Source organism: Streptomyces exfoliatus, assembly GCF_000725545.1.
Taxonomy (GTDB): Bacteria; Actinomycetota; Actinomycetes; order Streptomycetales; family Streptomycetaceae; genus Streptomyces; species Streptomyces exfoliatus.
On record NZ_JNZP01000006.1, the window covers coordinates 195,195 to 220,231 of the forward strand.

Annotated in this window: 25 protein-coding genes and 1 tRNA gene; 9 read left to right on the top strand and 17 right to left on the bottom strand. The window is 72.4% G+C overall.

Going from position 1 to position 25,037, the window contains the following annotated elements:
- Window positions 1-91: 91 nt before the first annotated feature.
- From IO20_RS0109785 to IO20_RS0109795, 3 genes are all read right to left on the bottom strand, one after another.
- Window positions 92-1,126: a LacI family DNA-binding transcriptional regulator gene (locus IO20_RS0109785; RefSeq protein ID WP_030555862.1), complete on the bottom strand. Its 1,035-nt coding sequence runs from the start codon at window positions 1,124-1,126 to the stop codon at window positions 92-94.
- Window positions 1,127-1,210: 84 nt separating this feature from the next.
- Complete coding sequence (locus IO20_RS0109790) at window positions 1,211-1,540, bottom strand: putative quinol monooxygenase (RefSeq protein ID WP_030555860.1); 330 nt, start codon at window positions 1,538-1,540, stop codon at window positions 1,211-1,213.
- 46 nt (window positions 1,541-1,586) lie between these two features.
- On the bottom strand, window positions 1,587-2,345 hold the full coding sequence (locus tag IO20_RS0109795) for an IclR family transcriptional regulator (protein WP_030555858.1): 759 nt from the start codon (window positions 2,343-2,345) through the stop codon (window positions 1,587-1,589).
- Window positions 2,346-2,521: 176 nt separating this feature from the next.
- Here IO20_RS0109795 and IO20_RS0109800 point away from each other — a divergent pair, with 176 nt between their 5' ends.
- From IO20_RS0109800 to IO20_RS0109825, 6 genes are all read left to right on the top strand, one after another.
- A complete protein-coding gene (locus IO20_RS0109800) occupies window positions 2,522-4,258 on the top strand; it encodes a VanW family protein (protein WP_030555856.1) in 1,737 nt (578 codons plus the stop codon).
- 167 nt (window positions 4,259-4,425) lie between these two features.
- A complete protein-coding gene (locus IO20_RS0109805) occupies window positions 4,426-5,457 on the top strand; it encodes a serine hydrolase domain-containing protein (protein WP_030555854.1) in 1,032 nt (343 codons plus the stop codon).
- 106 nt (window positions 5,458-5,563) lie between these two features.
- Window positions 5,564-7,009, top strand: a complete 1,446-nt coding sequence (locus IO20_RS0109810; RefSeq protein WP_030555852.1) for a glyceraldehyde-3-phosphate dehydrogenase — start codon at window positions 5,564-5,566, stop codon at window positions 7,007-7,009.
- Window positions 7,010-7,125: 116 nt separating this feature from the next.
- Window positions 7,126-7,950, top strand: coding sequence for a DUF817 domain-containing protein (locus IO20_RS0109815; protein WP_051874926.1), 825 nt, complete (start codon window positions 7,126-7,128; stop codon window positions 7,948-7,950).
- Window positions 7,951-8,157: 207 nt separating this feature from the next.
- A complete protein-coding gene (locus IO20_RS0109820) occupies window positions 8,158-8,361 on the top strand; it encodes a cold-shock protein (protein ID WP_030218719.1) in 204 nt (67 codons plus the stop codon).
- Between the two features lie 165 nt (window positions 8,362-8,526).
- Window positions 8,527-9,972, top strand: coding sequence for a DEAD/DEAH box helicase (locus tag IO20_RS0109825; protein WP_030555848.1), 1,446 nt, complete (start codon window positions 8,527-8,529; stop codon window positions 9,970-9,972).
- 429 nt (window positions 9,973-10,401) lie between these two features.
- Here IO20_RS0109825 and IO20_RS40235 read toward each other — a convergent pair whose 3' ends face one another.
- From IO20_RS40235 to IO20_RS0109845, 4 genes are all read right to left on the bottom strand, one after another.
- Entirely contained in the window at window positions 10,402-11,313 is a 912-nt protein-coding gene (locus IO20_RS40235; RefSeq protein WP_030555847.1) for a hypothetical protein, read from the bottom strand.
- Window positions 11,314-11,317: 4 nt separating this feature from the next.
- Window positions 11,318-11,899: an RNA polymerase sigma factor gene (locus IO20_RS0109835; RefSeq protein ID WP_030555845.1), complete on the bottom strand. Its 582-nt coding sequence runs from the start codon at window positions 11,897-11,899 to the stop codon at window positions 11,318-11,320.
- Window positions 11,900-11,979: 80 nt separating this feature from the next.
- Window positions 11,980-12,456 (bottom strand): hypothetical protein, encoded by a 477-nt coding sequence (locus IO20_RS0109840; protein ID WP_051874925.1) that lies wholly within the window; start codon window positions 12,454-12,456, stop codon window positions 11,980-11,982.
- A 125-nt stretch (window positions 12,457-12,581) separates the two neighbouring features.
- Window positions 12,582-12,989 (bottom strand): ATP-binding protein, encoded by a 408-nt coding sequence (locus IO20_RS0109845; protein ID WP_051874923.1) that lies wholly within the window; start codon window positions 12,987-12,989, stop codon window positions 12,582-12,584.
- Between the two features lie 357 nt (window positions 12,990-13,346).
- On the opposite strand from IO20_RS0109845, the gene IO20_RS0109850 reads away from it, so the two are divergent.
- Both IO20_RS0109850 and IO20_RS0109855 read left to right on the top strand, forming a co-directional pair.
- Window positions 13,347-13,841 (top strand): DUF6328 family protein, encoded by a 495-nt coding sequence (locus IO20_RS0109850; RefSeq protein WP_030555842.1) that lies wholly within the window; start codon window positions 13,347-13,349, stop codon window positions 13,839-13,841.
- Window positions 13,842-13,912: 71 nt separating this feature from the next.
- On the top strand, window positions 13,913-14,242 hold the full coding sequence (locus IO20_RS0109855) for a hypothetical protein (RefSeq protein WP_030555840.1): 330 nt from the start codon (window positions 13,913-13,915) through the stop codon (window positions 14,240-14,242).
- Between the two features lie 29 nt (window positions 14,243-14,271).
- On the opposite strand, the gene IO20_RS0109860 is transcribed toward IO20_RS0109855, so the two are convergent.
- From IO20_RS0109860 to IO20_RS0109885, 6 genes are read right to left on the bottom strand one after another with little or no spacing between them, the layout of a single operon-like run.
- Window positions 14,272-15,693, bottom strand: coding sequence for an amidase (locus IO20_RS0109860; protein WP_030555838.1), 1,422 nt, complete (start codon window positions 15,691-15,693; stop codon window positions 14,272-14,274).
- Window positions 15,694-15,740: 47 nt separating this feature from the next.
- On the bottom strand, window positions 15,741-16,457 hold the full coding sequence (locus IO20_RS0109865) for an HAD family hydrolase (protein WP_281181598.1): 717 nt from the start codon (window positions 16,455-16,457) through the stop codon (window positions 15,741-15,743).
- Window positions 16,454-17,539 (bottom strand): ABC transporter ATP-binding protein, encoded by a 1,086-nt coding sequence (locus tag IO20_RS0109870; protein ID WP_030555834.1) that lies wholly within the window; start codon window positions 17,537-17,539, stop codon window positions 16,454-16,456. The genes IO20_RS0109865 and IO20_RS0109870 overlap by 4 nt, the downstream gene beginning before the upstream one ends.
- A gap of 2 nt (window positions 17,540-17,541) precedes the next feature.
- Window positions 17,542-18,471 carry an ABC transporter permease gene (locus IO20_RS0109875; RefSeq protein WP_078946244.1) on the bottom strand — a complete coding sequence of 310 codons (930 nt, stop codon included), beginning with the start codon at window positions 18,469-18,471 and terminating at the stop codon, window positions 17,542-17,544.
- Window positions 18,459-19,388 (bottom strand): ABC transporter permease, encoded by a 930-nt coding sequence (locus tag IO20_RS0109880; RefSeq protein WP_030555830.1) that lies wholly within the window; start codon window positions 19,386-19,388, stop codon window positions 18,459-18,461. The genes IO20_RS0109875 and IO20_RS0109880 overlap by 13 nt, the downstream gene beginning before the upstream one ends.
- Window positions 19,388-20,506, bottom strand: a complete 1,119-nt coding sequence (locus IO20_RS0109885; RefSeq protein WP_211270359.1) for an ABC transporter substrate-binding protein — start codon at window positions 20,504-20,506, stop codon at window positions 19,388-19,390. Before IO20_RS0109885 ends, IO20_RS0109880 begins: the two co-directional genes overlap by 1 nt.
- A gap of 298 nt (window positions 20,507-20,804) precedes the next feature.
- Between IO20_RS0109885 and IO20_RS0109890 the strand changes: the two genes are divergently transcribed.
- On the top strand, window positions 20,805-21,554 hold the full coding sequence (locus tag IO20_RS0109890; protein ID WP_030218771.1) for a GntR family transcriptional regulator: 750 nt from the start codon (window positions 20,805-20,807) through the stop codon (window positions 21,552-21,554).
- 80 nt (window positions 21,555-21,634) lie between these two features.
- Here IO20_RS0109890 and IO20_RS0109895 read toward each other — a convergent pair.
- From IO20_RS0109895 to IO20_RS0109910, 4 genes are all read right to left on the bottom strand, one after another.
- A tRNA-Leu gene (locus tag IO20_RS0109895) sits at window positions 21,635-21,719 on the bottom strand.
- Between the two features lie 240 nt (window positions 21,720-21,959).
- The gene (locus IO20_RS0109900; protein WP_397789104.1) at window positions 21,960-22,253 is read right to left on the bottom strand and encodes a hypothetical protein; all 294 of its coding nucleotides are present in this window, start codon (window positions 22,251-22,253) and stop codon (window positions 21,960-21,962) included.
- 143 nt (window positions 22,254-22,396) lie between these two features.
- Entirely contained in the window at window positions 22,397-23,884 is a 1,488-nt protein-coding gene (locus tag IO20_RS0109905) for a SulP family inorganic anion transporter (RefSeq protein WP_030555824.1), read from the bottom strand.
- A gap of 253 nt (window positions 23,885-24,137) precedes the next feature.
- On the bottom strand, window positions 24,138-25,013 hold the full coding sequence (locus tag IO20_RS0109910) for an oxygenase MpaB family protein (protein WP_030555818.1): 876 nt from the start codon (window positions 25,011-25,013) through the stop codon (window positions 24,138-24,140).
- Between the last annotated feature and the right edge of the window lie 24 nt (window positions 25,014-25,037).

The window sequence follows — 25,037 nt, forward strand, 5'->3', positions numbered from 1 at the left end:
GTACGGGCACGGCAGCACGACCCGTACGGCGGGAACGCCGTGCGCGTCGGCGCCATATGGCGGAGCGCCCCGGGCGGCCGGGCGGGCGGAGTCAGGAGGAGGCGCGGACCACGAGTTCCGTGGGGAGCATCCGGCGGGGCTGCTCGTCCGGGTCGCTGGGGGCCGCGATCTCCTGGAGGAGCAGCCGGGCCATGGTGCGGCCCATCTCCTCGATGGGCTGGCGGACGCTGGTCAGCGGGGGGTCCATGTGACGGGCCACGGCCGAGTCGTCGACGCCGACGAGGGCGACGTCCTCGGGGACGCGGCGGCCCGCCTCGCGCAGGACGCCCCGCGCGCCGGCGGCCATCACGTCGGAGGCGGCGAAGACGGCGTCCAGGTCGGGCCTGCGGTCCAGGAGTTCCCGCATGGCGCGGCGGCCGCCCTCCTCGGTGAAGTCGCCGGTGGCGACGAGCGCCTCGTCGGCGGCGAGGCCGGACTCGGCCAGGCCCTGGCGGTAGCCGTCGAGGCGGCAGCGGGCGACGTACATGTCGAGGGGGCCTGTGATGGTGGCGATGCGCTGCCGGCCGCGCGCGGCGAGGTGGGCGACGGCGGTCCGGCCGGCGCCGGTGTTGTCGGAGTCGACGAAGGCGACGCGTTCGTCCTCGGTGCGGCGGCCGTTGAGGACGGCGGGCAGGCCGAGGGCACGGACCTGGTCGGGCAGTGGGTCGGCGCCGTGGACGGAGACGAGGAGGACGCCGTCGACACGCTGGGCGGCGAGGTACTGCTCGAAGCGCTGCCGTTCCTGTTCGCTGCGGATCAGGGTGAGCAGCAACTGCTTGTCCGCGTCGGCGAGTTCGCTGCTGACGCCACGGATGATGTCGAGGAAGTACGGCTCGGCGAAGAGTCGTGCCTCGGTCTCGGGGATGACGAGGGCGACGGCGTCGGTGCGGCTGCCCGCCAGGGCGCGGGCGGCCCTGTTGGGGACGTAACCGAGTTCGGCGACGGCCTGTTCGACGGCGGCCTTGGCCTGTTCGCTCACCCGGGGGGAGCCGTTGATGACCCGGGAGACCGTGCCGCGGCCGACTCCGGCTCGCGCCGCGACCTCCTCCAGGGTGGGCCTGCCGGTCTGCCGCCCGCTCACCGCCATGCCGCTTCTCCCCTCGGGCCCGCCGCCCCGCCTGCGTGTGGACGCGAACCTATCAGGCGGGCGGCGCGCCCCCGGGGGATCGACTCAGGCGCCGGTCGGGGCGAGCTCGGCCATGGCGCCCCAGCCCTGCTGCGGCACCTCGACGTTGATGATCTCGGGGGTGGTGGCGATGGCGCCGGCCATGGCCGCGAGCCCGGCGGCGAAGTGCGGGGAGGCGACGTGGGCGGCGCCGGCCTCGGCGTCGGCGAAGGCCTCCAGGAGGACGAAGACGTTCGGGTCGTCGACACCGCGGGACCAGTCGAAGAACAGGTTGCCGGGCTCCTCGCGGGTGGCGCGGGTGAAGTCGGCGACCAGGTCGAGCCAGCGGTCGGCGTGGTCGGGGCGGGCGGTGAAGCGGACGGCGATGAAGATCATGCGGTCAGCGTGCGGGGCGCCGCGGGGTCGCGGCCAGCCGGCCGGGTCAGGATTCCGGCAGGGCCGGAAAGTCCGGCACGGCGCGGGTGAGCGCGGCCCGGATCTCGCCCTGGCGCCGCCCGAAGTCGGCGGTGGGCAGGGACACGGACAGGGCGTGCACGATGCCGTCGCCGCGCTCGGGCAGCGCCACGGCGAGACAGGTGTACGCGAGGTCGGCCTCGCCCACCGACACGGCGAACCCCTGGCCGCGGACCCGGTCGACCTCGGCCTCGAAGCGAGCGGCGCTGGTGATCGTGCGCTCGGTGAAGCGCGCCATGCCGTGCTCGGCCAGGTAGCGGCGGCGCAGCGGTCGCGGCAGCGCGGCGAGCAGCGCCTTTCCGTGGGCGGTCGCGTGGGCGCGGTCCTCGGGGCCCGGGGTGAAGGGGTGGGCGGTGTCGGTGACGGGTGCTGTGGTGTCGACGACGGTGATCAGGCCGTCGCGGTAGGCGGTGTGGTACGCCTCCGCTCCGGTGGCCCTTCGCAGTCGGCCGAGGAGTTCGCCCGTTCCGGCGCCGAGGCCGTGGTGCCGCTGGTGGGAGCGGTGCAGGGCGGGGACGCGGGGCCCGGGGGCGTACCCCTCGGTGGTGCGGACGAGGTAGCCGCGCGCGAGCAGCGGGCCGGTGACGTGGTAGACGGTCGAGAGGGCGCAGCCGAGCCGCCGGGCGAGGGCCTTGGCGCCGAGGGGCCGGTCGGCGTCGGCGACGGCGTCGAGGACGGCGAGGGCCCGGTCGACGGACTGGGGCCCGGGGCTCGGGTGGGCAGGCATCGTTCCAGCTTAGGACCGGTGCGTGCGGGGCCTGGCCCCAGGCGTCGGAGGACGCTCCGTACCCGCTCCGAAGCCCTCCGTATCCCCGCAGGTCACAGGGCCTTTATGTGCATAAGACACTCTATCGGCGTACCGTCGAGTGGATCCCCCAGACCCTCGACGCCCCGGGAGAGCGTGTGCCCCGCTCCAGGACCGACCGTGCCCCGACGCCCCGCGAGGGGCGCCGTCCGCGTCTGCGGACGGCGGCCATCGCGACGGGTGTGGTCGCCGTCGCCGCGGGCGGCCTGTACGTGGCGGGCCTGCTCACCGCCGGCGAGGACATATCCGCCGGTACGCGGGTGGCCGGCGTGGACATAGGTGGGATGAGCCGCGCTCAGGCCGAGGCCAGGCTGGCGGCGGAGGCCCCGGCCGCGTGGAGCGCCCCGATACCGGTGAAGGTCGGCGACCACGCCACGACCGTGGAGCCGGCCTCCGCCGGTCTGACGGTGGACCTGGCGAAGACCGCCGATCTGGCGGCCGACCCCTCCCGTGACCCCTTCACCGTCATCGGGCGGCTCTTCTCGTCCGGCGAGCGGGAGATCAGGCCGGTCCTCGCGTACGACGCGGACAAGACGCGGGCGGCCGTCGCCGGTCTCGCCAAGAAGAACGACCGCGCGGTGCGCGAGGGTTCCGTCGCCTTCCGCGAGGGCAAGGCCGTCGCCACCCGGCCGGTGACGGGCCAGAAGCTGGACGCCGGGCGGGCCGCCGAGACCCTGCGCGCGGCCTACCCGGCCACGGGTTCGGCGCCCGTGGTCCTGCCCGTCACCACCACCGAACCGAAGCTGCCCGCCGCGGAGGTGGACCGCTTCCTCGACTCGTACGCCGAGCCCGCCGTCTCCGGCCCCGTGACGCTCACGGCGGGCTCCGAGCGGCTGCGGATCGCCCCCGCCACGCTCGGCGACCACCTCACGGTGAAGGCCGAGAACGGCCGGCTCGACGCCGCCCTCGACGCCGAGGCGCTGCTGCGGGACCCGGACGTGGCCCGGCCGCTCGCCTCACTGACCGGCGCGCCCGTGGAGGCGAGCCTCGGGGTCCGGGACGGCAAGGCCGTGGTGGAGTCGGAGGGCCGGCCGGGGCACGAGGTGACCGCGAAGGCCCTCGGCGACGCCGTGCGCCCGCTGCTCACCAGGACGGGCGAGGCGGCCCGTACGGCTCCGGTGGCCACGACGGTCACCCAGCCCCAGCTGACCGCCGACTCCCTCGCCCGCCTCGGCATCACCGAGCAGATGTCGACGTTCACGGTGGACTTCCCGTCGGCGCCCTACCGGACGACGAACATCGGCCGGGCCGCCGAGCTCATCAACGGCTCGATCGTGCAGCCCGGCCAGGTGTGGAGCTTCAACAGGACGGTCGGCGAGCGCACCCCGGACAACGGCTTCGTCGACGGCACGATGATCCTCGACGGTCAGTACCGGTCGGGACCCGGCGGCGGTGTGTCGGCCATGGCCACCACCGTCTTCAACGCCATGTTCTTCGCCGGGGTGAAGCCCGTCGAGTACGGCGCCCACTCCTTCTACATCGAGCGCTACCCGGCCGGCCGCGAGGCGACCGTCGCCTGGGGCTCGCTCGACCTGAAGTTCCGCAACGACTCCGGCAAGCCGATCTACATCAAGGCGAGCGCCACGGACTCCTCGGTCACGGTGAGCTTCCTCGGCACGAAGAAGTACGACTCCGTCGAGGCGGTCGCCGGCCCGCGCACGAACCTCAAGGAACCCGCCAAGCGCGAGGGCACCGGCGAGGCCTGTGTGCCGCAGCCGCCCCTGGAGGGCTTCGACATCTCGGTGGACCGGGTGTTCAAGGACGGCGGCGCCGAGGTCAAGCGCGAGACCTTCAAGACCCACTACACCCCGCGCGACGAGGTGACCTGCGAGTGACCCGCGCCCGCTCCGGCCGGACCGGCGCGCACCCGCGCTGACGGAAGGGTGTCTTCCCCCATGGCGGGGGCATGACTCCGGAGCACGGCCCACCAGGGGGTATCCGGCCCCGATCCGCCGGACACCCCCTGAGCCAGGGCCGCCCCTCACCCCCTCGGAGGCACGCCTTGGCGCAGCGCAGCGACCCCTTCGAGCGGCTCCTCCGCGCCGCGGCGGACGAGGGCGTCTTCCCCGGCGCCGTCTGGGCCGTGGGTGACCCCCGTACGACCGTGTCGGCGGGGGCCGTCGGCCTCCTCGACCCGGCGCGCCCCGGTGAACCCATGCGACCCGACACGCTCTTCGACGTCGCCAGCCTCACCAAGATCCTCTCCGTGTGGGCCGTGACCGGCACCCTCGTCGACGCGGGGAAGCTCGACCTGACCGTGCCGCTCGGCTCCTTCTGGCCCGAGGCGGCGGGACGGCCCCTCGCCGGGGCAACGGCGCACCACCTCCTCACGCACACCGCGGGCCTGCCGCTCCGCGCCAACCTGCGGCACCTGTACGGCTCGGACCCGCAGGACGTCCGGGACGGCGTCCTCGCCGAGCCGCTCCGGCACCGGCCCGGCGCGGCCGTCGCGTACACGGACCGGGCGGCGCTGATCCTCGGCTATCTGGCCGAGCACCTCACCAGGACACCGCTCGCCCGGATCGCCGAGGACCGGATCTGGGCCCCGCTGGCCATGTCGGACACCCGGTACGGTCCGCTGCCCGCCGCGGCCCGGAGGCGGTGCGCGCCCACCGAGTACGACGACGTGACCGGCACGCACCTCAAGGGGACCGTGCACGACTTCTCGGCCCGGCTGCTCGGCGGCGCCTGCGGGATCGCGGGAGTCTTCACGACCGCCGCCGACGTCGGCCGCTTCCTGCGCCACCTCCTCGTCCCGGTGCCCGGCACCTTCTCCGCCGAGTGGACGGCCGCGTCGCTCCGCGTGCACACCGGAGGGCTCACCCCGCCGCGCGGCCTGTTCTGGCACCCGGCGCCCGGCACGGAACCGGCGGACGGCGTCTGGTCGCACTTCGGGTTCACCGGCACCGGCTTATGGGTGTCGCAGGCCCGGGGCCGCTGGGCGGTTCTCCTCACCAACCGCCTCCGGCTCACCCGCGACCCGGGTCCGCTGGCCCGGGTCAGGGACGTCTTCCGGAGCCTCGCCTTCCCGTGACCTTCCGCCGGTCAGAGGTGTGACACACATCCGTTCGACACCCCTTGATGGAGCGGAGAGGCCGGGGGTTACCATATGAGCGCCGCCTAGCTCGAAAGATAAACTTGTGACTGTCAATGACGACTCGTTCACCAGCTGGAAGAACCGCGAGGAGATCGCGGAGTCGATGATCCCGATCATCGGGAAGCTGCACCGGGAGCAGGACGTCACCGTCCTGGTCCACAGCCGCTCCCTGGTGAACAAGTCGGTGGTCAGCATCCTCAAGACCCACCGCTTCGCACGGCAGATCGCCGGCGAGGAGCTGTCGGTCACCGAGACGCTCCCCTTCCTCCGGACGCTCACCACCCTCGATCTCGGCCCGTCCCAGATCGACATCGGCATGCTGGCCGCCGAGTACAAGACCGACAACCGCGGTCTCACGGTGGAGGAGTTCACGGCCGAGGCCGTCGCCGGCGCCACGGGTGAGAACAAGATCGAGCGCCGCGACGGACGCGACGTCGTCCTCTACGGCTTCGGCCGCATCGGCCGTCTGGTCGCGCGCCTCCTCATCGAGAAGGCCGGTTCCGGCAACGGTCTGCGCCTGCGCGCGATCGTCGTCCGCGGCGGCGGTGAGCAGGATCTGGTGAAGCGCGCCTCGCTGCTGCGCCGCGACTCGATCCACGGCCAGTTCCAGGGCACGATCACGGTCGACGAGGCGAACAGCACGATCGTCGCCAACGGCAACACCATCAAGGTGATCTACGCCAACGACCCCTCCGAGGTGGACTACACGGCGTACGGCATCGACAACGCCATCCTCATCGACAACACCGGCAAGTGGCGCGACCGCGAGGGCCTGTCGAAGCACCTGCGCCCCGGCATCGACAAGGTCGTCCTGACCGCGCCCGGCAAGGGTGACGTGCCGAACATCGTGCACGGCGTCAACCACGACACGATCAAGCCGGACGAGAAGGTGCTGTCCTGCGCCTCCTGCACCACCAACGCGATCGTCCCGCCGCTGAAGGCGATGGACGACGAGTACGGCGTGCTGCGCGGCCACGTGGAGACGGTCCACTCGTTCACGAACGACCAGAACCTCCTGGACAACTACCACAAGGCCGACCGCCGCGGCCGTTCCGCGCCGCTCAACATGGTCATCACCGAGACCGGTGCCGCCTCGGCCGTCGCCAAGGCCCTCCCGGACCTCAAGGCCCCCATCACCGGCAGCTCGATCCGCGTCCCCGTCCCGGACGTCTCGATCGCGATCCTGAGCCTGCGCCTGGGCCGCGAGACCACCCGCGACGAGGTCCTCGAGTACCTCCGTGACGTCTCGCTGCACTCGCCGCTGAAGCGTCAGATCGACTTCACCACCGCCCCCGACGCCGTCTCGATGGACTTCGTCGGCTCGCGTCACGCGTCGATCGTCGACGCCGGCGCGACCAAGGTCGACGGCGACAACGCGATCCTCTACCTCTGGTACGACAACGAGTTCGGCTACTCGTGCCAGGTCATCCGGGTCGTCCAGCACGTCTCCGGCGTGGAGTACCCGACCTTCCCGGCCCCGGCGGTCTGATCCCCACCCCGCGCAACGGCACGACGAAGCGCCGCACTTCCTCCGGGAGGTGCGGCGCTTCGCCGTCGCGGGGGCCGGGGCGAACCGATCACCGCGGCCCCGGCGTCCCTTCCCCCATGAAGACGTTCACGACGACGTTCACGCACGGCATACGCCAGCTCCTGCGCTTCGCCGTCCTCGAGGCGCGCTGCTGCGCCTTCGCCTTCGCGCTCATCGGCGGCATCGCGGTCTCCACCCTGCTGCCCGAACTCCCGATCGCCCGCTACGACCTGCTGCTCCTCTACGGCATCGGGCTCACCGTGCTCGCCTGGAAGGTCGGCTGGGACACCGGGCGGGACGTCGCCGTCATCGCCGGCTGCCATGCCATCGGGCTGCTCTTCGAGTTGGTCAAGGTGCGGATGGGTTCGTGGAGCTACCCGGAGGCGGCGCTGACGAAGTTCGGCGGGGTCCCGTTGTACGGCGGCTTCCTGTACGCGGCTCTGGGCAGTTACGTCTGCCGGGCCTGGCGCCTGCTCGACCTGCGGGTCACGGGCTACCGGCCGCGCGTGACGGCGGTCCTCGCCGCCGCCGTGTACGTGAACTTCTTCAGCCACCACTGGCTGCCCGACGCCCGCTGGGTGCTGGCCGCCCTGCTCCTCGCCGCCACGGCGGGGACCTGGGTGCGGTTCCGGGTGGGCGAACGGGACCACCGGATGCCGCTGGCCCTGTCGTTCGCCCTGATCGGCTTCTTCCTGTGGGTCGCGGAGAACGTCGCCACGTACGTCGGCGCCTGGAGCTACCCGAACCAGCTGGACGGTTGGCAGCCGGTGTCCCTCGCCAAGTTCGGCGCGTGGGCGCTGCTCGTCACGGTGACCTTCGTCCTCACCGCGCACGGGGCGAGAACCGCCACCGTCCCGCCGGGCCGTCACACGCCCCGACCGGCCGCGTGTGACCGTGGGTGATTCCGTGCGTGCACGGCGCTGACGTGCTACAGTCGACAGTAGTTGCAGTCGTGGTTCCCAAAGAAACTTACAAGTGCCTTTGACGATTCGACATCGTCAGGCACTTTCTGTGTTTTCGGTGCAGTTTTCCGGACGGGGCAATCATCACGGCGACTCCGGGTTTCGCACAGTGCGGACCCCTGGGCTACGCCCCGAAGGAGATTTGACATGGCTAACGGCACCGTGAAGTGGTTCAACGCTGAAAAGGGCTTCGGCTTCATCGAGCAGGAGGGTGGCGGCCCGGACGTCTTCGCCCACTACTCCAACATCGCCACCTCTGGCTTCCGTGAGCTCCAGGAAGGCCAGAAGGTGACCTTCGACGTCACGCAGGGCCAGAAGGGCCCCCAGGCGGAGAACATTCTCCCCGCCTGACGTTGACACGTCCGACGTAGCTGGGGTCCTCACCCGTGTGGTGAGGGCCCCGGCTCGTTGCATTTTCCAGGCACTTTCAGGCATTTCCCAGGCGTTCCAGCAATTCTTCGGGCTACGGCCCGTCGCGAATTCCTCGAAGTGCACCGGTTTCGAGGAAGGCTCCCCATGGACAACACGCACAGCACACCCCGTGCCGAAAAGGCACGACGCGCCGCCGCGGCGAAGGAAGAATTCACGGCGCCGCCCGCCGGGACCCCGGCCCTGCCGCCAGCCGCCACCTTCGCCGAGCTCGACCTGCCGGCCGAGATCCTCGACGTACTGGCCCGCGAAGGTGTCGAGACGCCCTTCCCCATCCAGGCCGCCACCCTCCCGGACGCCCTCGCGGGACGCGACGTACTGGGACGCGGACGCACCGGCTCCGGCAAGACGCTCGCCTTCGGACTGCCGCTCCTCGTCCGCACCGCCGGACGGCGCGCCGAGGCACGCAAGCCGCTCGCCCTGATCCTGGTCCCCACGCGCGAGCTGGCCCAGCAGGTCACGGACGCGCTCGACCCGTTCGCCCGCGCCCTGAAGGTGCGGCTCGCCACCGTGGTCGGCGGCATGTCGATCGGCCGCCAGGCCACCGCGCTGCGCGACGGGGTCGAGGTCCTGATCGCCACCCCCGGCCGGCTCATGGACCTCGTCGAGCGCAAGGACTGCCGCCTGGAACGGGTGACCGTCACCGTCCTGGACGAGGCTGACCAGATGGCCGACATGGGGTTCATCCCCCAGGTCACCGAGCTGCTCGACCGGGTGAACGCCGACGGCCAGCGGATGCTGTTCTCCGCCACCCTCGACCGCAACGTCGACCTCGTCGTGGAGCGCTACCTCAAGGACCCGGTCGTCCACTCCGTGGACCCGTCGGCCGCCTCCGTCTCCACCATGGAGCACCACGTGCTGCACGTGCACGTCGCCGACAAGTTCGCCACCGCCACGGAGATCGCCGCCCGCGACGGGCGCGTGATCATGTTCCTGCACACCAAGGCCGCCGTGGACCGCTTCACCCGGCACCTGCTCGGCAGTGGCGTACGGGCCGCGGCGCTGCACAGCGGCAAGTCCCAGCCCCTGCGGACCCGCACCCTGGAGCGCTTCAGGAGCGGCGAGGTCCCGGTCCTGGTCGCCACCAACCTGGCGGCGCGCGGCATCCACGTCGACGCGCTCGACCTCGTCGTCAACGTCGACCCGCCGGCCGACCACAAGGACTACCTGCACCGCGGCGGCCGGACCGCGCGGGCCGGCGAGGCGGGCCTCGTCGTCACCCTGGTCACCCAGGACGAGCGCCGCGACGTGGCCCGTCTGATGGCGGACGCGGGCATCCACCCGCAGGTCACCCAGGTCCGCTCCGGCGAGGACGCGCTGAGCCGCATCACCGGCGCGCGTACCCCCTCGGGCGTACCCGTCGACGGCAGCGCGCCGAGCCAGGAGGGCGTCAAGCGCGGCGGAGCCGCCTTCCGGGGCATCGGCACCGTCCCGGGACGCCCGGGCCGCGCCAAGAACGAGTCCAGGCGGGCCGCCGAAGCCCGCAAGACGGCCGAGGCCCGCCAGGCCGCCCGGATCCGCCGCGGCGGCTGAGCGGTCGCGGGACCGTCGGCGCGGGCCTTACGGGTGATGTGCGCGCGTCGGCGGAACCCGGGCGGACGGCCGGGCGACCTCTGCCGATACCGCGCGCATGAGACCCGCCCGCCCGACGTCACGGCCGCGCCTCGCCGCCGTCACGGGGTGATCCGGTCGCCGTCCCGGAGGTCGGGCAGCCGGCGCCCGAACGGATCGTCGGGGCCGGCCCTTTCATGGGCCCGCCGGCCCGCGCGAGACCCGCAGCAGCTTCACGCCCGACATCCCGGCTCCCGTCCTGCGGGCTTTCCCCGCGGAACGCGGGACGTACGAGGAGTCCACCTTCTGGAACCCTCGTGGACCACCGCGCCCGGCGCGGTGCAGACCACGGACATCTGTGATCTGGCCCGCTCCGGTCTCCGGGATCGTTTTGGGCCGGGCCGCGGGGCCTCAGGGCCCGCCCGGCTCGGGGTGCGCGGGGTCGATGCCGAGGGACGGCAGGACGGCCTTGAGGTTGTCGGCGCCGTCCTTCAGTCGGCTCTGCGGGCCGTTCAGCGGAGTGTTGAACGGGGTGTTGAGCGGCGTGTTGAGCGGCGTGCTCCACGGGCCGTGCCCCGATTCGCTCCTCGGGTCGGTCCTCGGGGGACCCTTCGGGTCGCTCTTCGGGGCGTGCGCCGTGCCCGGACCCATGCCCGTGCCCGGGCCGTTGCCGTTGCCGTTGCCGTTGCTGTTGCCGTTGCCGTCGCCGTTGCCCGGGCCGGTGCTCCGGCCGCAGCCCTGGTTCTGCTTCGCCTTCTTGCCGGCCTCGTGCCCGTGGCAGTGCGCCTTGCCGTCGGCCGGGTGCGACTCGGGTCCCTCCGCCGGGTGTTCGGACGCGGCCGTGGTCGGCGGAGCGGGCAGGGTCGCGTGCTCGTCCGGAGCCACCGTCACCGTGGCGGGCGGGGTGTCACGGCGCGGCTCCGGGGCGGGGTTCGCCGGCGCCGGGTCGTCCAGGAGCCGGCCGGGGAGGTCCGTGGCGGCGATGGCCACGCCGCCCAGCGTCACGCTCGCGAGCACCGCGGCGGCGGCGGTCCGCAGGGAGCGGCTCCGTCGGCGCGCCGGGGCTCCGGGCGTCCAGTCGTCGCGGCGGCGCGTTCGGCGGGAGGCGTGCAGGCCCGCGTCGCGCGCGGCCCGGAAGGCGGCGAGAGCGTTCGCCTCGGCGTCCCGGCCGGTGGTTTCCCCGGCCTCCTGGCGCGCCGCGTCCCCGGCCGCCGCGTTCACGGCGCCCCCGTCGGCGCACGGCACGGCTCCCGGAGCCGCCCCCGGGTCGTCGTCCTGTTCGCCCCGTTCGGCCCGTTCGCCGTCCCGTTCGTCCTTGGGCATCCCGTCACCTCCCTCTTCCCTTGAGTTCCCGCGCCAGTCGCCGTAGGCCCCGGTGCGCCGCGGACCGTACCGCACCGGGCCGCTTGCCCAGGACCCGGGCGGCCGTCGGCCCGTCCAGGCCGACGACGACCCGGAGCAGGACGGCCTCCGCCTGCTCCCGAGGCAGGTCCATGACCAGCGCGAGCGCCTGCCGCGTCGAGAAGGTCTCCAGTGCCTCCCCCGCCGTGTCCACGGCGGCGGGCAGATCGAGCACGTCCTGTTCGAGCCGGGCGGGGCGGGGCCGGACCCGCGCCCTCCGTAGATGGTCGAGGGCCCGGTGCCGGGCTATGGTCGCGGTCCAGCCGCGGAAGCCCGCACCGTCGCCACGGAACCGGCCGAGGTCCCGGGCGATCTCCAGCCAGGCCTCGGAGGCGACGTCCTCGGCATCCTCGCCGACGATGCCCCGCAGATATCCGAGCAGCCGGGGGGCCACCATCCGGTAGACCCGCCCGAACGCCTCCTCGTCGCCCGCCCGCGCCCGTTCGACGTCCGAGCCCAGTTCCGCGTCGCGTGTCGTGGGGGGCGCGTGCCCCGTCCCCTCGTCCACACGATCCTCTTCACAGCCGGTTTTGTTCGCGAATCCTCCGGTCGCCGCGCGCACCGGATCGCGATCATCCTGTCAGATGGTCAACACCTGCTTGCCGACAGCCCGTCGGGGGCGTGGACCCACCGTCTGCGGGTGCCTGGCGGCCGTCGCCCGTGCAGGGTGAGGAAGTACGTCCGCAGGGACTCCTGCGGCCCGATCTCGAAGCGGTTCACGGTCCGGCCGAGCGGGTTCCAGACCCGGCCGTCCGGCATCCGCAGTCCGACGGAGCGGGCGAAGACGGTCCGGAGCAGGTGGTCCGGAGGGATGTCCACCCAGACCGCCCCCGCCTCGCGCACCAGGACCTCGCCGACATAGGCGCCGAGGCCGAGCAACGGGCCCGCCACGTCCTCCCGCCCCGCGCCGCCCTGGCGCAGCCCGTCGATGAGACGGTCGACGATGCTCAGACTCGGCGCGGTGTAGTCGAGCGGGAGCCGGGCCCGCGTGGTGGCGCGCTCCACGAACGCGGCTGCGTGACAGGGCATGTCGGCTGCGGACAGGGTCGGGCTTTCGCGGTCCATGCGTGATCCCCGTTCTTCTTCGAAGCGGCGTCGGTCGCCAGCTGTTGAAGCGGAATCCGCATCCGAGACATCACGCATCACGCACGTGACCCTGATCACACATCCCACAGGGCGCACACAGTCGCTCAGTGAAGGGGCAGCCGTACCTCGATGGTCTTGCCTCCCTGCGGCAGCAGGCACAGCCTGATCTCCCGCGCGAGGAGTCTGATCAGGGGCCAGCCGAATCCACCCTCCGCCGGTCCGAAGGCGCGCTTGCGCCCCTGCGCGTCGGCGAGGTGGGGCAGCTCACCGCTCGCGTCCGCGACGGTGATCGTCACCACGCCCCGGTGGATCTCCACGCCGAAGCCGGTGAGGCCGCCGCCGTGCCGCATCGCGTTCGTCACCAGCTCGGAGGCGACGAGCAGGGCGTCGCCGCGTGCTTGGGCCGACGGCCGGTCGCCCGTCGTCGCCTCGGCCACGTCGAGGGCCTCCGCCACCCTGGCGCGCGCCTCGGCCGCGTCACGAGGCAGCCAGGGGCGGTGCCCCTCCGGCATCACGCGCGCTTCGCCCCCGTCACGCGGACGCCACGGCCGGTATCCGTCCGGCGTGCGATGCCCTGCGGTCACTGGCCCGGCCACCTGTCTCCACTCGTCGTCACCGGCCTCTTCCCCGGCGTTCAACCGGGCGCCTTCCCCGACGATCGCATCGCATTCCCTTTTCACCCGCGCGACCGGCCGTTCCCGTGGGTCATTCTCGTGCGCCGTGTTCTCGTGCGCCGTGTTCTCGTCCGCGTTCTCATGTGATGGCACGAAGAGACCCGGTGCGACGGATGCGACCGGGCGCGCCGGGGCAGACGCGGCGTACGGCAGCCGCAGGCACGGCGCGGGCCGTACGGACCGGAAGGTGCGGGCATGAACGAGCGCGAGAACGGGCGGGGCCGCCAGGAGACCGTGGACGAGCGCGCCGACCGGCAGTGGCAGGATCTCCTCCAGGAGATCCGGGTGGCGCAGACAGGTGTGCAGATCCTGCTCGGGTTCCTGCTGACCGTGGTCTTCACGCCCCGCTACGTGACTCTTGGTTCGGTCGAGAAGACGACCTACATCCTGACGGTGATCCTCGGGTCGCTGGCCACCGGTGCGCTGATCGGCCCGGTCTCCTTCCACCGCCTCGTGTCGGGGCGCCGGATCAAACCCCAGGCGGTCGCCTGGGCCTCCCGGCTCATCCTGACCGGCATCCTGCTGCTCGTCGCGACCCTGACCACCGCTCTCTTCCTCATCCTGCGGGTGGCCACCGACAACACGCTCGTCCCCTGGCTCGTCGCGCCGGTCCTCGCCTGGTACCTCCTGTGCTGGTTCGTCCTCCCCCTGTGGGCCCGGAGCCGGTACACCTCGAACAGTGACGACTGACGAGTGACGGACGGCCGGCCCGGGTACCCGCACGGTCGAACTCTCGGAAACGTGCGGGAAGGAGACACATCATGCCTCGCGGATCCAGCCAGAAGCGGGAGCGTCAGTACGAGCACATCAAGGAGAGCGCGGAGGACCGCGGCGAGAGCACGAAGCGCGCCAAGGAGATCGCCGCCCGCACCGTGAACAAGGAACGGGCCCGGCACGGCGAGTCCAAGACGTCGAGCAAGCAGTCCAGGGAGGACATGTCCTCCGGCGAGCGCGGTGGCCGGCGCTCCGGGAGCGGTTCCGGGGGGCGCACGTACGACCAGCTCTACGAAGAGGCCAAGCGCCGTGACATCGACGGCCGCTCGAAGATGAACAAGGCGCAGCTCCAGCGCGCCCTGGGCGACGGCGACTGAAGCCCCGGTGCCGGTGGGGGCCGCCCCGGTCAGGCGTCCTGGATGCGCCGGAACGGGCGGTCCGCCTCCAGTGCGTACGCGATGTCGAGGAGGGTCCGTTCGCTGCCGGGGCGGCCCGAGAACATGACCCCGACGGGCAGCCCGTCCTCCGTGGTGCGCGCGGCGGGCACCGAGATCGAGGGCGTTCCGACGACGTTGTCGACCGGCGTGAAGGCCACGTACGCGAGGATGCGTTCGATCAGGGCCGGGTAGGGGACGGTCGGTGCGAGGTGCCCGATCGGCGGCGTGGTGTGGGCGAGTACCGGCGTCAGGATCAGGTCGAGGCCGCGGAAGGCCGCGGCGTACGCCTCTTTCGTCCGCTTGAGCCGCCGCAGTACGGCCGGAGTGCGCCGCCAGTTCTTCAGGTACTCCTCCCGCAGTCCCCTGCTGAGGCCGTCCATGCCGCGCCGGTCGAAGTCCGGGCCGAGGGTCCGGCCGGACGTGCCGAGGAGGAACGACAGCATCCCCCAGTAGGTGAGGAAGTCCCGGGTGAAGTGGGGGTCGAGGGCCGGTGCCACCGGTTCCACGGTGTGGCCGAGCCGTTCCAGGGTGGCCGCCGTCTCCGTGACGGCCGTGCGGGTGGTGGTGTCGGCGTGGACCCCGTTCGGTGAGTCGAGGAGGAACCCGATGCGCAGCCGTCGCCCGGAGGGGCCTTCGACGAGGCCGAGGGGCGGGAGCTTCGGGTTGCGCCAGTGCGTCTCGGCGGCGGCGAGGAACGCGGCGGTGTCCCGTACGGAACGGCTCACGATGCCGTCGGAGACGAGGTCGAGGGGCAGTCGGCGGCTCTGGGCGTTCGGCACGACCCGGCCGCGGGTCGGCTTGAGCCCGACGAGTCCGCAGCAGGCGGCCGGGATGCGGATCGAGCCGCCGCCGTCGTTGGCGTGGGCGATCGGCACCGCCCCGGCGGCGACGAGCGCGGCGCTGCCGCCCGACGAACCGCCCGCCGAGCAGCCCGTTTTCCACGGATTGCGGACCGGCTCGGCGGTCTCGTACTCCGTGGTGGGGCTGAATCCGAATTCGGGCAGCCGGGTCTTGCCGAGGACGGTGACGCCGCTGCTCAGGAACTGCCGGGTGAACGGGGCGTGCCGCCGCGCGACTCCGGGGGTGAAGGCCTCGCTGCCGTGGCCCGTGGGCAGGTCCTGGTGGTCGGTGTTGTCCTTGACGAACGTCGGCACCCCCGCGAACGCGCCGCCGCCCGCGCCGGTGGCGTGTCCCTGAGCGTCGTCGACGTACACCTGGACGGCGTGGAGCCGTGACTCGACCGCCCGGACCCGCTCGGCCGCGTCCCGCGCCGCCTCGGCGGCGCCCACCTCACCCCGCCGGATCGCCCGGGCGAGCCCGACGGCGTCGTGCTCGCCCAGGGCGTCGTCCCGGAAGGCGTGCACCGTGGCGCGTTCCTCGAATGTCGTCATCTCCGCGTCAACCCCCGGCCGTGTGGATGGTTGTCCGCAAGAATGCACTACCAACCAGTAACACGCGAGGGTGCCGCGGCGGCGACGCTCCGGCGCAGGCTCGCGAGGGACACCTCCTCCAGGCTGTCGGCGAAGACCCGTCCCGGGCCCGCTGGCACGGGCAGCATCGAGGGCACGACCAGGACGACGCAGCCCGCGGCGGCGGCCGAGGCGGCTCCGTCGGGCGAGTCCTCGACGGCGACGCAGGCCGCGTACGGCACACCGAGACGCCGGGCGGCCTCCCGGTAAGGGTCGGGGTGCGGCTTCGTCCGTACGGTGTCGTCGGCGGAGAGGGTGAAGGCGAAGGGGACCCCGGCGAGCGCGCCCCCGGTCACCGAGTCCACCACCGACCGCGGCGAGGCGCTCACCAGGGCGAACGGCATCCCCTCGGCCTCCAGTTCGGCGAGGAGGCGCCCCGCGCCGGGCCGTAGGGGGGCGCCCTTTTCGACGCGTTCCTCGAAGGCGGCGGTCAGCGCCCTCGCGACGCCGTCCTCGCCGGTGTCCCGCCCGCCCGTGACGCGTACGAGATGGGCGGCGGTGTCCTCGACGGCGCGGCCGACGACCTCGGGCGCGTCGGCCCGCGTCAGCCGGTGGCCGAGCCGTGCGGCGACCTCCTCCGTGGCGTCCCACCACAGGACCTCGGTGTCGACGAGCGTGCCGTCCATGTCGAAGAGGACGGCGGCGAGACCGGTCACGGCCCCACCCTCTGCGTCGAGTTCGGTCACCGCCGCGCCCTCGGCGCCACGAGCACGGGATGCGGGGCGAGGCCCAGGGCGACCCGGGCGCCCGGGGTGAGCGCCGTCGCCTCGCGCGAGGACAGGTCGGCCTTGACCCGCGTACCGGCGTGGTCGACGTGGACGCGGGTGACCGAGCCGAGGAAGGAGGTGGAGACCACCGTCGCGTCGCCGTCGGGGGCAGCGCTCACCGTGACGTTCTCGGGGCGGACCAGGACATCCACCTCGCGGACCTGCGGCGCCTCGCCGTCGACGGGCAGCCTGACTCCGGCCACCTCGACGAGGCCGGAGTCGGTCAGGAGCCCGGGGAGCCGGTTCATGGTGCCGACGAACTCGGCGACGAAGGCGGTCGCGGGCCGCCGGTAGAGCTCGGCGGGAGCGGCGCACTGTTCCAGCCTCCCGGCGTTGAGCACGGCGACACGGTCCGCCATGGACAGCGCCTCCTCCTGGTCGTGGGTGACGAAGACCGTGGTGATGCCGAGGGAGAGCTGGAGCCGCCGGATCTCCTCCCGCAGGCTGAGGCGGACCTTGGCGTCGAGCGCCGACAGCGGTTCGTCGAGGAGCAGGACGCGGGGCCGCAGGGCCAGCGCGCGGGCGAGCGCCACCCGCTGCTGCTGGCCGCCCGACATCTGGTGCGGGTAGCGGTCGGCGTGCTGGGGCAGGCCGACGAGGTCGAGGAGCTCGGCGGCCCGCTCGCGCCGCTCGGCCGCCCTGACCTTCCGTACGCGCAGGCCGAAGGCGACGTTGTCGGCGGCGGTCAGGTGGGGGAAGAGGCTGTACGACTGGAAGACCATGCCGGCGTCGCGCCGGTTGGCCGGCACATGGGTGATGTCGGCGCCGTCGACGAGGACCTCTCCGGCGTCGGGCCGCTCGAACCCGGCGAGGACCCGGAGCGCGGTGGTCTTGCCGCAGCCCGACGGGCCGAGGAGGGCGAGGAGTTCGCCGGGTTCGACGGTCAGGTCGAGTCCGTCGAGGGCGGTGGTGGCGCCGAACGCGCGGCGCAGGCCCCGGAATTCGACGCGCGCCCCGCCGACCGCGGCGGGCGCGGTCCGTTCCGCTGTTGCTGAGGACATGGTCAGGACTCCTTGCGGGAGGCGCGGGAGGTACGGGGTGTGCCGGTAGTGCCTGTCTGCGCCGTTCCGGCCCGGGAGAGGAGCAGCAGCAGGAGCCAGGTGATGACCAGGCTGAGGAGGGAGACGGCCACCGACATGCGGGCATGGGCCCCGGAGATGGAGACGATCCACACCGCGAACGGCCGGAAGCCGAGCAGCGAGGCGATGGTGAACTCGCCGAGGACCAGGGCGAGGGTGAGGAAGGCTGCGCCCGCGAGCGAGGCGCGCAGATTGGGCAGGATGACGCGGAACATGACGTACGGCCGGCTCGCCCCGCAGTTGCGGGCGGCCTCGACGAGGGTCGGGACGTCGACGGCGCGCAGTCCCGCGTCGAGGGAGCGGTACACGAACGGCAGGGCCATGACCGTGTAGGCCAGGACGAGAACGACGGGGAAGTCCTCGTTCTGGACCGCCAGGAAGGTCTGGTAGAGCGGGGTGCGCGAGAGGTGCTCGGGTCCCCAGCGCAGCACGGTGGTGATGCCGGTGACCAGGGCGATCGGCGGCACCACGAGCGGCAGCATGCACATGACCTCGATGACCGGCCGCAGCCGGGGCGAGCCGATCCGTACGGCCACCAGGGCGGGCACGGCGAGCAGCAGGGCGAGGAGGATGGTCGCGGCGGCGAGTCCGAGGGAGAGCAGCAGGCTCTCGGTGAATCCGTCGGCGGCCAGGAGCGCCGTGTACGCCTCGAAGGAGACGCCCTGACCCGGGGTGTGCACGGTGAAGACGAACGAGGCGATCAGCGGGACCAGGAAGTAGGCGCCGCCGAGGCCGAGGACGGCGCCGCGCCACAGGCGGGGCCTACGGCGGGCCCGTACGGGAGTGGCCGGCGGGGCGGGGCGCCGTTCGGCCTCCGGGGCGGCCTCCCGGGCGGTGGGGGTCATCGCAGCCATCGGGCGCTCCTGCGCTGGAGGGGGAGGTAGACGGCCATGACGAGACCGGCGATCAGGATCATGTCGAGGCCGAGGGCGAGGGCCACGTTCTCCTGGCCGACGAGGACGTTCCCGGAGAGCGCGTCCGCGATCTTGAGGGTGACCAGGGGGACGGAGCCGCCGACCAGCGCCGCCGCGGTGGCGTGCGCGGCGAACGCGCTGCCGAAGAGCAGCACGAACCCGCCGAGCAGGGCGGGCGCGAGGACGGGGATGCCGACGTGGCGCCAGTACTGGCGGGCGCCGGCGCCCGCGTTCTGCGCGGCTTCCCGCCACTGGGGCCGCAGCCCGTCGAGGGCGGGGAGGATCACCAGGACCATGAGCGGGATCAGGAAGTACAGGTAGACGACGGCGAGTCCGGTGAACGAGTACAGGTTCCAGCCGAGCGCGCTCAGGTCGGCGAGCTGGGTGACGACGCCGGAGATGCCGACGGTCGCGATGAACGCGAACGCGAGCGGGACGCCGCCGAAGTTGGCGAGGACCCCGGAGGCGGTCAGGACGGCGTCGCGCAGGGCCCGGGAGCGGGAGGTCACGACGGCCTGGGCGATGAGGACGCCGAGGACCGAGCCGATGAGCGCGGTGAGGGCGGAGAGCTGCACGCTGCCGACGAGGGATCCCAGGTAGGGGCCCTGGAGCGAGCGGCTCAGGTGCTCTCCGGTGAGGGCGGTGGCGCCGGTGGCCGGGTCGGTACGGGTCACGGCGCCGTACAGCAGGGCGCCGAGCGGCAGCCCGAAGCACAGTCCGGTGAAGGCGATCAGGGGGAGCGCGGCGAGCCAGGTGCGCGGGCCGCGCCGCCGGCGACGGGTGCCGCCGGCGGGTGCCGTGGTGCTTCCCGTACCGCCGGCGGTTCCCTGGGTGGGGGTGGAGGAGGCGGAGGACATCAGGAGACGGCCTTGTCCCACTTCTCGGCGAGGGTGGCCTTGGCCTTGTCGAGCTCGGCGGAGGCCGGGAAGGCGGGGGTGCCGGCGACGGCGGGCAGCTTGGCCACGAAGGTCTTGTCGGCGGTGCCGTCGGCGGTCATGGCCGGCAGCAGGACGGGACGGGCGTATCCCTTGAGCCAGAGGTTCTGGCCCTCGGCGCTGTAGAGGTACTCCATCCAGAGACGGGCGGCCGCGGGGTGCGGGGCGTCCTTGTTGATGGCCTGGGAGTAGAACTGGGCGTAGACGCCGTCGGTGGGCACGGCGACCTGCCAGTCGACGCCCTTGTCCTTGAACTGGTCGGCGTAGCCGGCGTTGAGGTAGTCCCAGTCGATGCTGATGGGCGTCTCGCCCTTCTCGACCGTGGCCGGGGTGGACTCGACGGGGATGAAGTTGCCGCTCTTCCTCAGCTTGCCGAAGAAGTCGATGCCGGGCTGGATGTCGGCGAAGGAGCCCTTGTTGGCGAGGGCCGCCGCGTACACGCCGCCGAAGGCCGAACCGGACTTGGTGGGGTTGCCGTTGAGGGCGACCTTGCCCTTGTACTCGGGCTTGAGGAGGTCGGCGAAGGTCTTCGGGCAGGTGGGGATCCGCTTGGCGTCGCAGCCGATGGAGACGTAGCCGCCGTAGTCGTTGTACCAGCGTCCGGCCTCGTCCTTCTGCGCGGCCGGGATCTTGTCCCAGGCCTCGACCTTGTACGGCGCGAAGAGGCCCTCCTCCGCGCCGCTGCGGGCGAAGGCGATGCCGAGGTCGAGGACGTCGGGGGCGCGCTTCTGGCCCTTGCGGGACTTGACGGCGGCGATCTCGTCGGCGCTCGCGGCGTCCGGGTTCTCGCTCTCGACCTTGATCCCGTACTTCGCCTCGAACGTCTTGATCAGTTCGCCGTAGTTGGCCCAGTCCGGCGGCAGCGCGATGACGTGGAGCGCGCCCTCCTGCTTGGCCGCCTTCACGAGGGCGTCCAGGCCACCGAAGTCCTTCGCCGAGGCTGCGGTGGCCGCCTTCGCGCCGTCCCCCGTGGCGCCGGCGGCGCCCTCGGGCGCGGCGCCACAGGCGGTGACGGTGGTCAGGACGGCGGCGCCGAGCAGCACGGCGGCACCGCGGACGGGGGTTCTGCGCACGGGTTTCTCCCAGAGACGAGTGAGGGAACTTGTCTGAACAAGCCGCCCTTAGTTCGCCCTTACATCCTGTCCGGAAAATGAACAGGACATGGCTGATTCCACACGGCTCCAGGAAGAGCCGGGGGCACGGAACACCTCGCCTGTCATGGTGACTTGAGCAGGAGACCGGGCCCAACTCCCCCACCTCCTCTCGGGTTAGGGTGGGCGGCGGAACAGCACACGCCGTGACCGGGTGCGCACAGCCACGCGCGAGAAGGGGGATGCCGTGACGGCTCTCTACGTGGAGATCGCGGAGGGACTCCGCCGATCGATCCTCAGCGGCGAGTACGCCGTCGGCGCCCGGCTGCCCTCCGAGAGCGACCTCGCCGACCGCTGGTCCGCCTCGCGCGGCACGGTACGCCAGGCCGTCGCCCTGCTCACCTCGGAAGGCCTCATCGGTTCGCGCCAGGGCGCCCGCCGCATCGTGCTCCGCAGGGAGCGCAGGCACAGCTTCGCCGAACTCCACAGCTTCGCCCAGTGGGCGCGCGCCATGGGCTACCAGGCGACGAGCCGCTTCCTGCGCCGCGAGCGCCGCGGCGCCACCCCCGAGGAGGCGCGCCGGCTCGCCCTGCCGGAACGGGCCGACGTCCTGGACGTCCTGCGACTGCGGCTCCTGGACGGCGAACCGGTGATGGTGGAGCGCACCGCGTACGCGGACTGGGTCGCCCCCACCGTCGAGGCGCTGCCCGTCGACTGCGCCTCGATCATGGACAGCATGGCGGAGGACGCAGGAATCGTCGCCCACTACGGCGAGCACCTCATCGACGCCGTCCCCGCCGGAAGCGACGACGCCCGGCTCCTGCGCGTCCGCAGGGGAAGCCCGCTCCTGCGCCAGCGCCACCTCACGAGCAACCCGGACGGCCGCCCCATCGAGTGGACCGAGGACCGCTACCGGGCGGGCAGCGTCACCTTCAACGTCAGCAACTCGGTGGGCACGGCGCCCCTGGTACGGGACCCCGGCGCGCTGCTCATGTGACGCCGCGCCGGGAACACCGCGTAAACGACGACGTGGTGGCCGGGAGCGATCCCGACCACCACGTCGACGACGAGCCGTCGTGTCCGAGGGGGGACTTGAACCCCCACGCCCGATAAAGGGCACTAGCACCTCAAGCTAGCGCGTCTGCCATTCCGCCACCCGGACAAGGTGTGCGTCGCTCCGAGTGATGATCACTCGCGGCGACAAGATGAATATATCAGGGCTCCGACCTGCGGTTCACCTGTGTTTCCCGTGGTCAGGGATGTGCGGCGGTCGCGCAGCGGGCACGGAACGCGATCAATGCGCACTCAGCGTGTTCGCGGGTGCGGCGTCTCCAGCCAGGCGGACCACACGGACAGCGCCGGTCACCCCACAGGATGACCGCCCGGACGGCGAGGCGGCGGGTCAGGCGCCGGCCGACAGTGCGCCGAGACCCTTGCGCAGGTCCTCGGCGTCCATGACGGGCGAGTACGAGATCTTGGCGCCGAGTTCCATGAAGAAGGGCTCCGAGAACTTCGGCAACTGCGACGGGTCCTCCAGGTCCACGAAGAGGTACGCCGTCCGACAGCCGTTCTCGGACCCGAAGTACGCGGCTTCGGGACGGAGCCTGCTCAGCGCGTCCTCCATCAGCTTCTGGAGGGTGCCCTGCCTGATGGCCTCGTTGGAGGCCGGGGTGTCCATCTGAACCTTCATCAGCATGCGCATGGCACGGCCTTTCCGACCGGGCAGGCGCTCCGTTCGGCACGCCCTCGACACCCGGACGTCCTTCCTCCAGCGTCCTCCCTCCCCGTCGGACCGACCACTCGGCGCCCGTCGGGAGCGGACCGTCGGTGGGCGGGTCGTCAGTGGCCGGAGAGTTCGCCGGTGAGCCGCGCGTGGAGGTCGGCGCTCGGGGTGTTGAGGCCGGTGATCTCGACGGTCTTGCCGCGCTGGGCGTACTTGGTCTCGATGGCGTCGAGGGCGGCGACGGTGGACGCGTCCCAGATGTGGGCGGCGGAGAGGTCGATCACGACCCGGCCGGGGTCGCCCGCGTAGTCGAACTGTCCGACGAGGTCGTTGGAGGAGGCGAAGAACAGCTCGCCGGTGACCCGGTAGACGACGCTCGTGCCGTCGGGGTCGATGACGGCGGTGACCTCGGCGAGGTGGGCGACACGCTTCGCGAAGATGACCATGGCGGTGACCGAGCCGATGACGACGCCGACGGCGAGGTTGTGGCTGGCCACCACGGCCACGACGGTGATGACCATGACCGTGATCTCGCCGGCCGGCATCCGCCGGAGGGTCTTCGGGGCGATCGAGTGCCAGTCGAACGTCGCGAAGCACACCATGATCATGACGGCGACGAGGGCGGCCATCGGGATGTCGGAGACGATCGGGCCGAAGACGATGCACAGCACCATCAGGAACGCGCCCGCGAGGAACGTGGAGAGCCGGGTGCGGGCGCCGGACACCTTCACGTTGATCATCGTCTGGCCGATCATGGCGCAGCCGCCCATGCCGCCGAAGAAGCCGGTGACGATGTTCGCGATGCCCTGGCCGACGGACTCACGGGTCTTGTCCGAGCGGGTGTCCGTGATGTCGTCGACCAGCTTGGCCGTCATCAGCGACTCCATCAGACCGACCAGTGCCATCGCGAAGGCGTAGGGGGCGATCGTCGTGAGCGTGTCGAGGGTGAAGGGCACGTCGGGCAGGCCCGGCACGGGCAGCGAGGACGGCAGTTCACCCTTGTCGCCGACGGTCGGCACCGCGATGGCGGACCCGACCGTGATCACCGTGAGGATGACGATGGACACCAGCGGGGCCGGGACCACGGTCGTGATCTTCGGGAAGAACACCATGAGCGCGAGACCGCCGATGACCAGCGGGTACACGGCCCACGGCACGTTCCGCATCTCGGGGATCTGCGCCATGAAGACGAGGATCGCGAGGGAGTTCACGAAGCCGACCATCACGCTGCGCGGGATGAACCTCAGCAGTTTCGCCACTCCGAGCACCCCGAGGACCACCTGGAAGACGCCGGCCAGGATGACGGCGGCGACCAGGTAGCCGAAACCGTGCTCGCGGTTCAGCGGGGCGATCACCAGCGCGACCGCGCCGGTGGCGGCGGAGATCATCGCGCGCCGGCCGCCGACGACGGAGATGACGACGGCCATCGTGAAGGACGCGAACAGGCCGACGGCCGGATCGACCCCCGCGATGATCGAGAACGAGATCGCCTCGGGGATCAGCGCCAGAGCGACGACCAGACCGCCCAGGACCTCCGTACGCCACACCTTCGGGTCGCGCAGCCAGTCGGGCTTCAGGCCGCGCAGGTACGAGGCCGGGGACACGGAGGGAGCGGAAGAGGACAAGGGAACGGAGACCTGTCGTGCTCGGGCACACCCGTACACGGCGGGCGGGGCGTGCGGCGGGGACGCGGAGCGGCCGGACGGCATCCGCGAGGAACCGGATCTTCGCCAGGGGCGCCATCGGCCCCGGCACGGCGACGGGGAGCCGGCGCCACGCCGTCCTCTCACCTTCAACAACTTTACGTGACCTGCCGGAGGCCACGGGCCGCCCGCCGGGGCGGTGAGGACAGGCGCGTCAGGCTTCCGGGGACGGTGTGGCGGTGATCACCCAGCGGAGGGCGGCGGTGATCGCGTGTCCTCCCGGACGGGACAGCGGCCGCAGAAGCCGTGTGGCGGCCGGCAGGTCGAGGGCCGTCCTGGCCCAGGCCGGCAGGAGGTCGACCGCCGCGGCCGCGAGGAACGCGTAGGGCAGCCTGGCGAGCGACGGCAGCGGCGGCTCGGACAGCAGATAGCGGGCGGCCGCCCGGGACTCCGGTGTGGCACGCAGCTCGGAGCGGTACTCGGCCAGGCGGGCCGTGAGCGCGGCACGGGTGTCTGGCGGGCGTTCGGCGCCGAGCCGTCGCGCCACCTCTGCCATGTCGGCCACGTACCCGTCCTCTCCGGCAGAATCCAGCGGAGCCCGCCCGTAGCGCTGGTGCGCCCTGAGGAAGCACTCCGTCTCCGCGATGTGCACCCAGCCGAGGAGATGCGGATCCGAGGCCCGGTACGGCACGCCCTCGGAGGTCGTCCCCCGGATCCGGCCGTGCACCTCCCGTACCCGGGCCACCGCGTCCTCCGCGTCCTGGCTGGTGCCGAAGGTCGTCACGGCCAGGAACGTACTGGTCCGCTGGAGCCGCCCCCACGGGTCTCCCTGAAAACCGGAGTGGGCCGCGACGGCGGCCATCGCCGTCGGGTGCAGGGACTGGAGGAGGAGGGCGGCGAGGCCGCCGATGTACATCGACGCGTCCCCGTGCACGGTCCGTACGGGACGGTCGGGCCCGAACCAGCGCGGGCCGGGCGTGCCGTGGATGCGGGCACGCTTCCGGTGCGCCTCGGGGCCCGCGACCCGGTGGAGAAGGGACTCACCGGCTCGCTCCCGCAGGGCGCCGACGCACGACGGTGAACGGACCACAGCCCCAGTATCGCTCCGGGCCGG

Bases quoted from the DNA above. Each gene is read 5' to 3' on its own strand.
- IO20_RS0109860 (WP_030555838.1), bottom strand. From the start codon at position 15,693: ATGACGACATTCGAGGAACGCGCCACGGTGCACGCCTTCCGGGACGAC.
- IO20_RS0109880 (WP_030555830.1), bottom strand. From the start codon at position 19,388: ATGTCCTCCGCCTCCTCCACCCCCACCCAGGGAACCGCCGGCGGTACG.
- IO20_RS0109900 (WP_397789104.1), bottom strand. From the start codon at position 22,253: ATGCTGATGAAGGTTCAGATGGACACCCCGGCCTCCAACGAGGCCATC.
- IO20_RS0109870 (WP_030555834.1), bottom strand. From the start codon at position 17,539: ATGTCCTCAGCAACAGCGGAACGGACCGCGCCCGCCGCGGTCGGCGGG.
- IO20_RS0109875 (WP_078946244.1), bottom strand. From the start codon at position 18,471: ATGGCTGCGATGACCCCCACCGCCCGGGAGGCCGCCCCGGAGGCCGAA.
- IO20_RS40235 (WP_030555847.1), bottom strand. From the start codon at position 11,313: ATGCCCAAGGACGAACGGGACGGCGAACGGGCCGAACGGGGCGAACAG.
- IO20_RS0109850 (WP_030555842.1), top strand. From the start codon at position 13,347: ATGAACGAGCGCGAGAACGGGCGGGGCCGCCAGGAGACCGTGGACGAG.
- IO20_RS0109845 (WP_051874923.1), bottom strand. From the start codon at position 12,989: ATGCCGGAGGGGCACCGCCCCTGGCTGCCTCGTGACGCGGCCGAGGCG.
- IO20_RS0109840 (WP_051874925.1), bottom strand. From the start codon at position 12,456: ATGGACCGCGAAAGCCCGACCCTGTCCGCAGCCGACATGCCCTGTCAC.
- IO20_RS0109825 (WP_030555848.1), top strand. From the start codon at position 8,527: ATGGACAACACGCACAGCACACCCCGTGCCGAAAAGGCACGACGCGCC.
- IO20_RS0109795 (WP_030555858.1), bottom strand. From the start codon at position 2,345: ATGCCTGCCCACCCGAGCCCCGGGCCCCAGTCCGTCGACCGGGCCCTC.
- IO20_RS0109855 (WP_030555840.1), top strand. From the start codon at position 13,913: ATGCCTCGCGGATCCAGCCAGAAGCGGGAGCGTCAGTACGAGCACATC.
- IO20_RS0109785 (WP_030555862.1), bottom strand. From the start codon at position 1,126: ATGGCGGTGAGCGGGCGGCAGACCGGCAGGCCCACCCTGGAGGAGGTC.
- IO20_RS0109815 (WP_051874926.1), top strand. From the start codon at position 7,126: ATGAAGACGTTCACGACGACGTTCACGCACGGCATACGCCAGCTCCTG.
- IO20_RS0109820 (WP_030218719.1), top strand. From the start codon at position 8,158: ATGGCTAACGGCACCGTGAAGTGGTTCAACGCTGAAAAGGGCTTCGGC.
- IO20_RS0109790 (WP_030555860.1), bottom strand. From the start codon at position 1,540: ATGATCTTCATCGCCGTCCGCTTCACCGCCCGCCCCGACCACGCCGAC.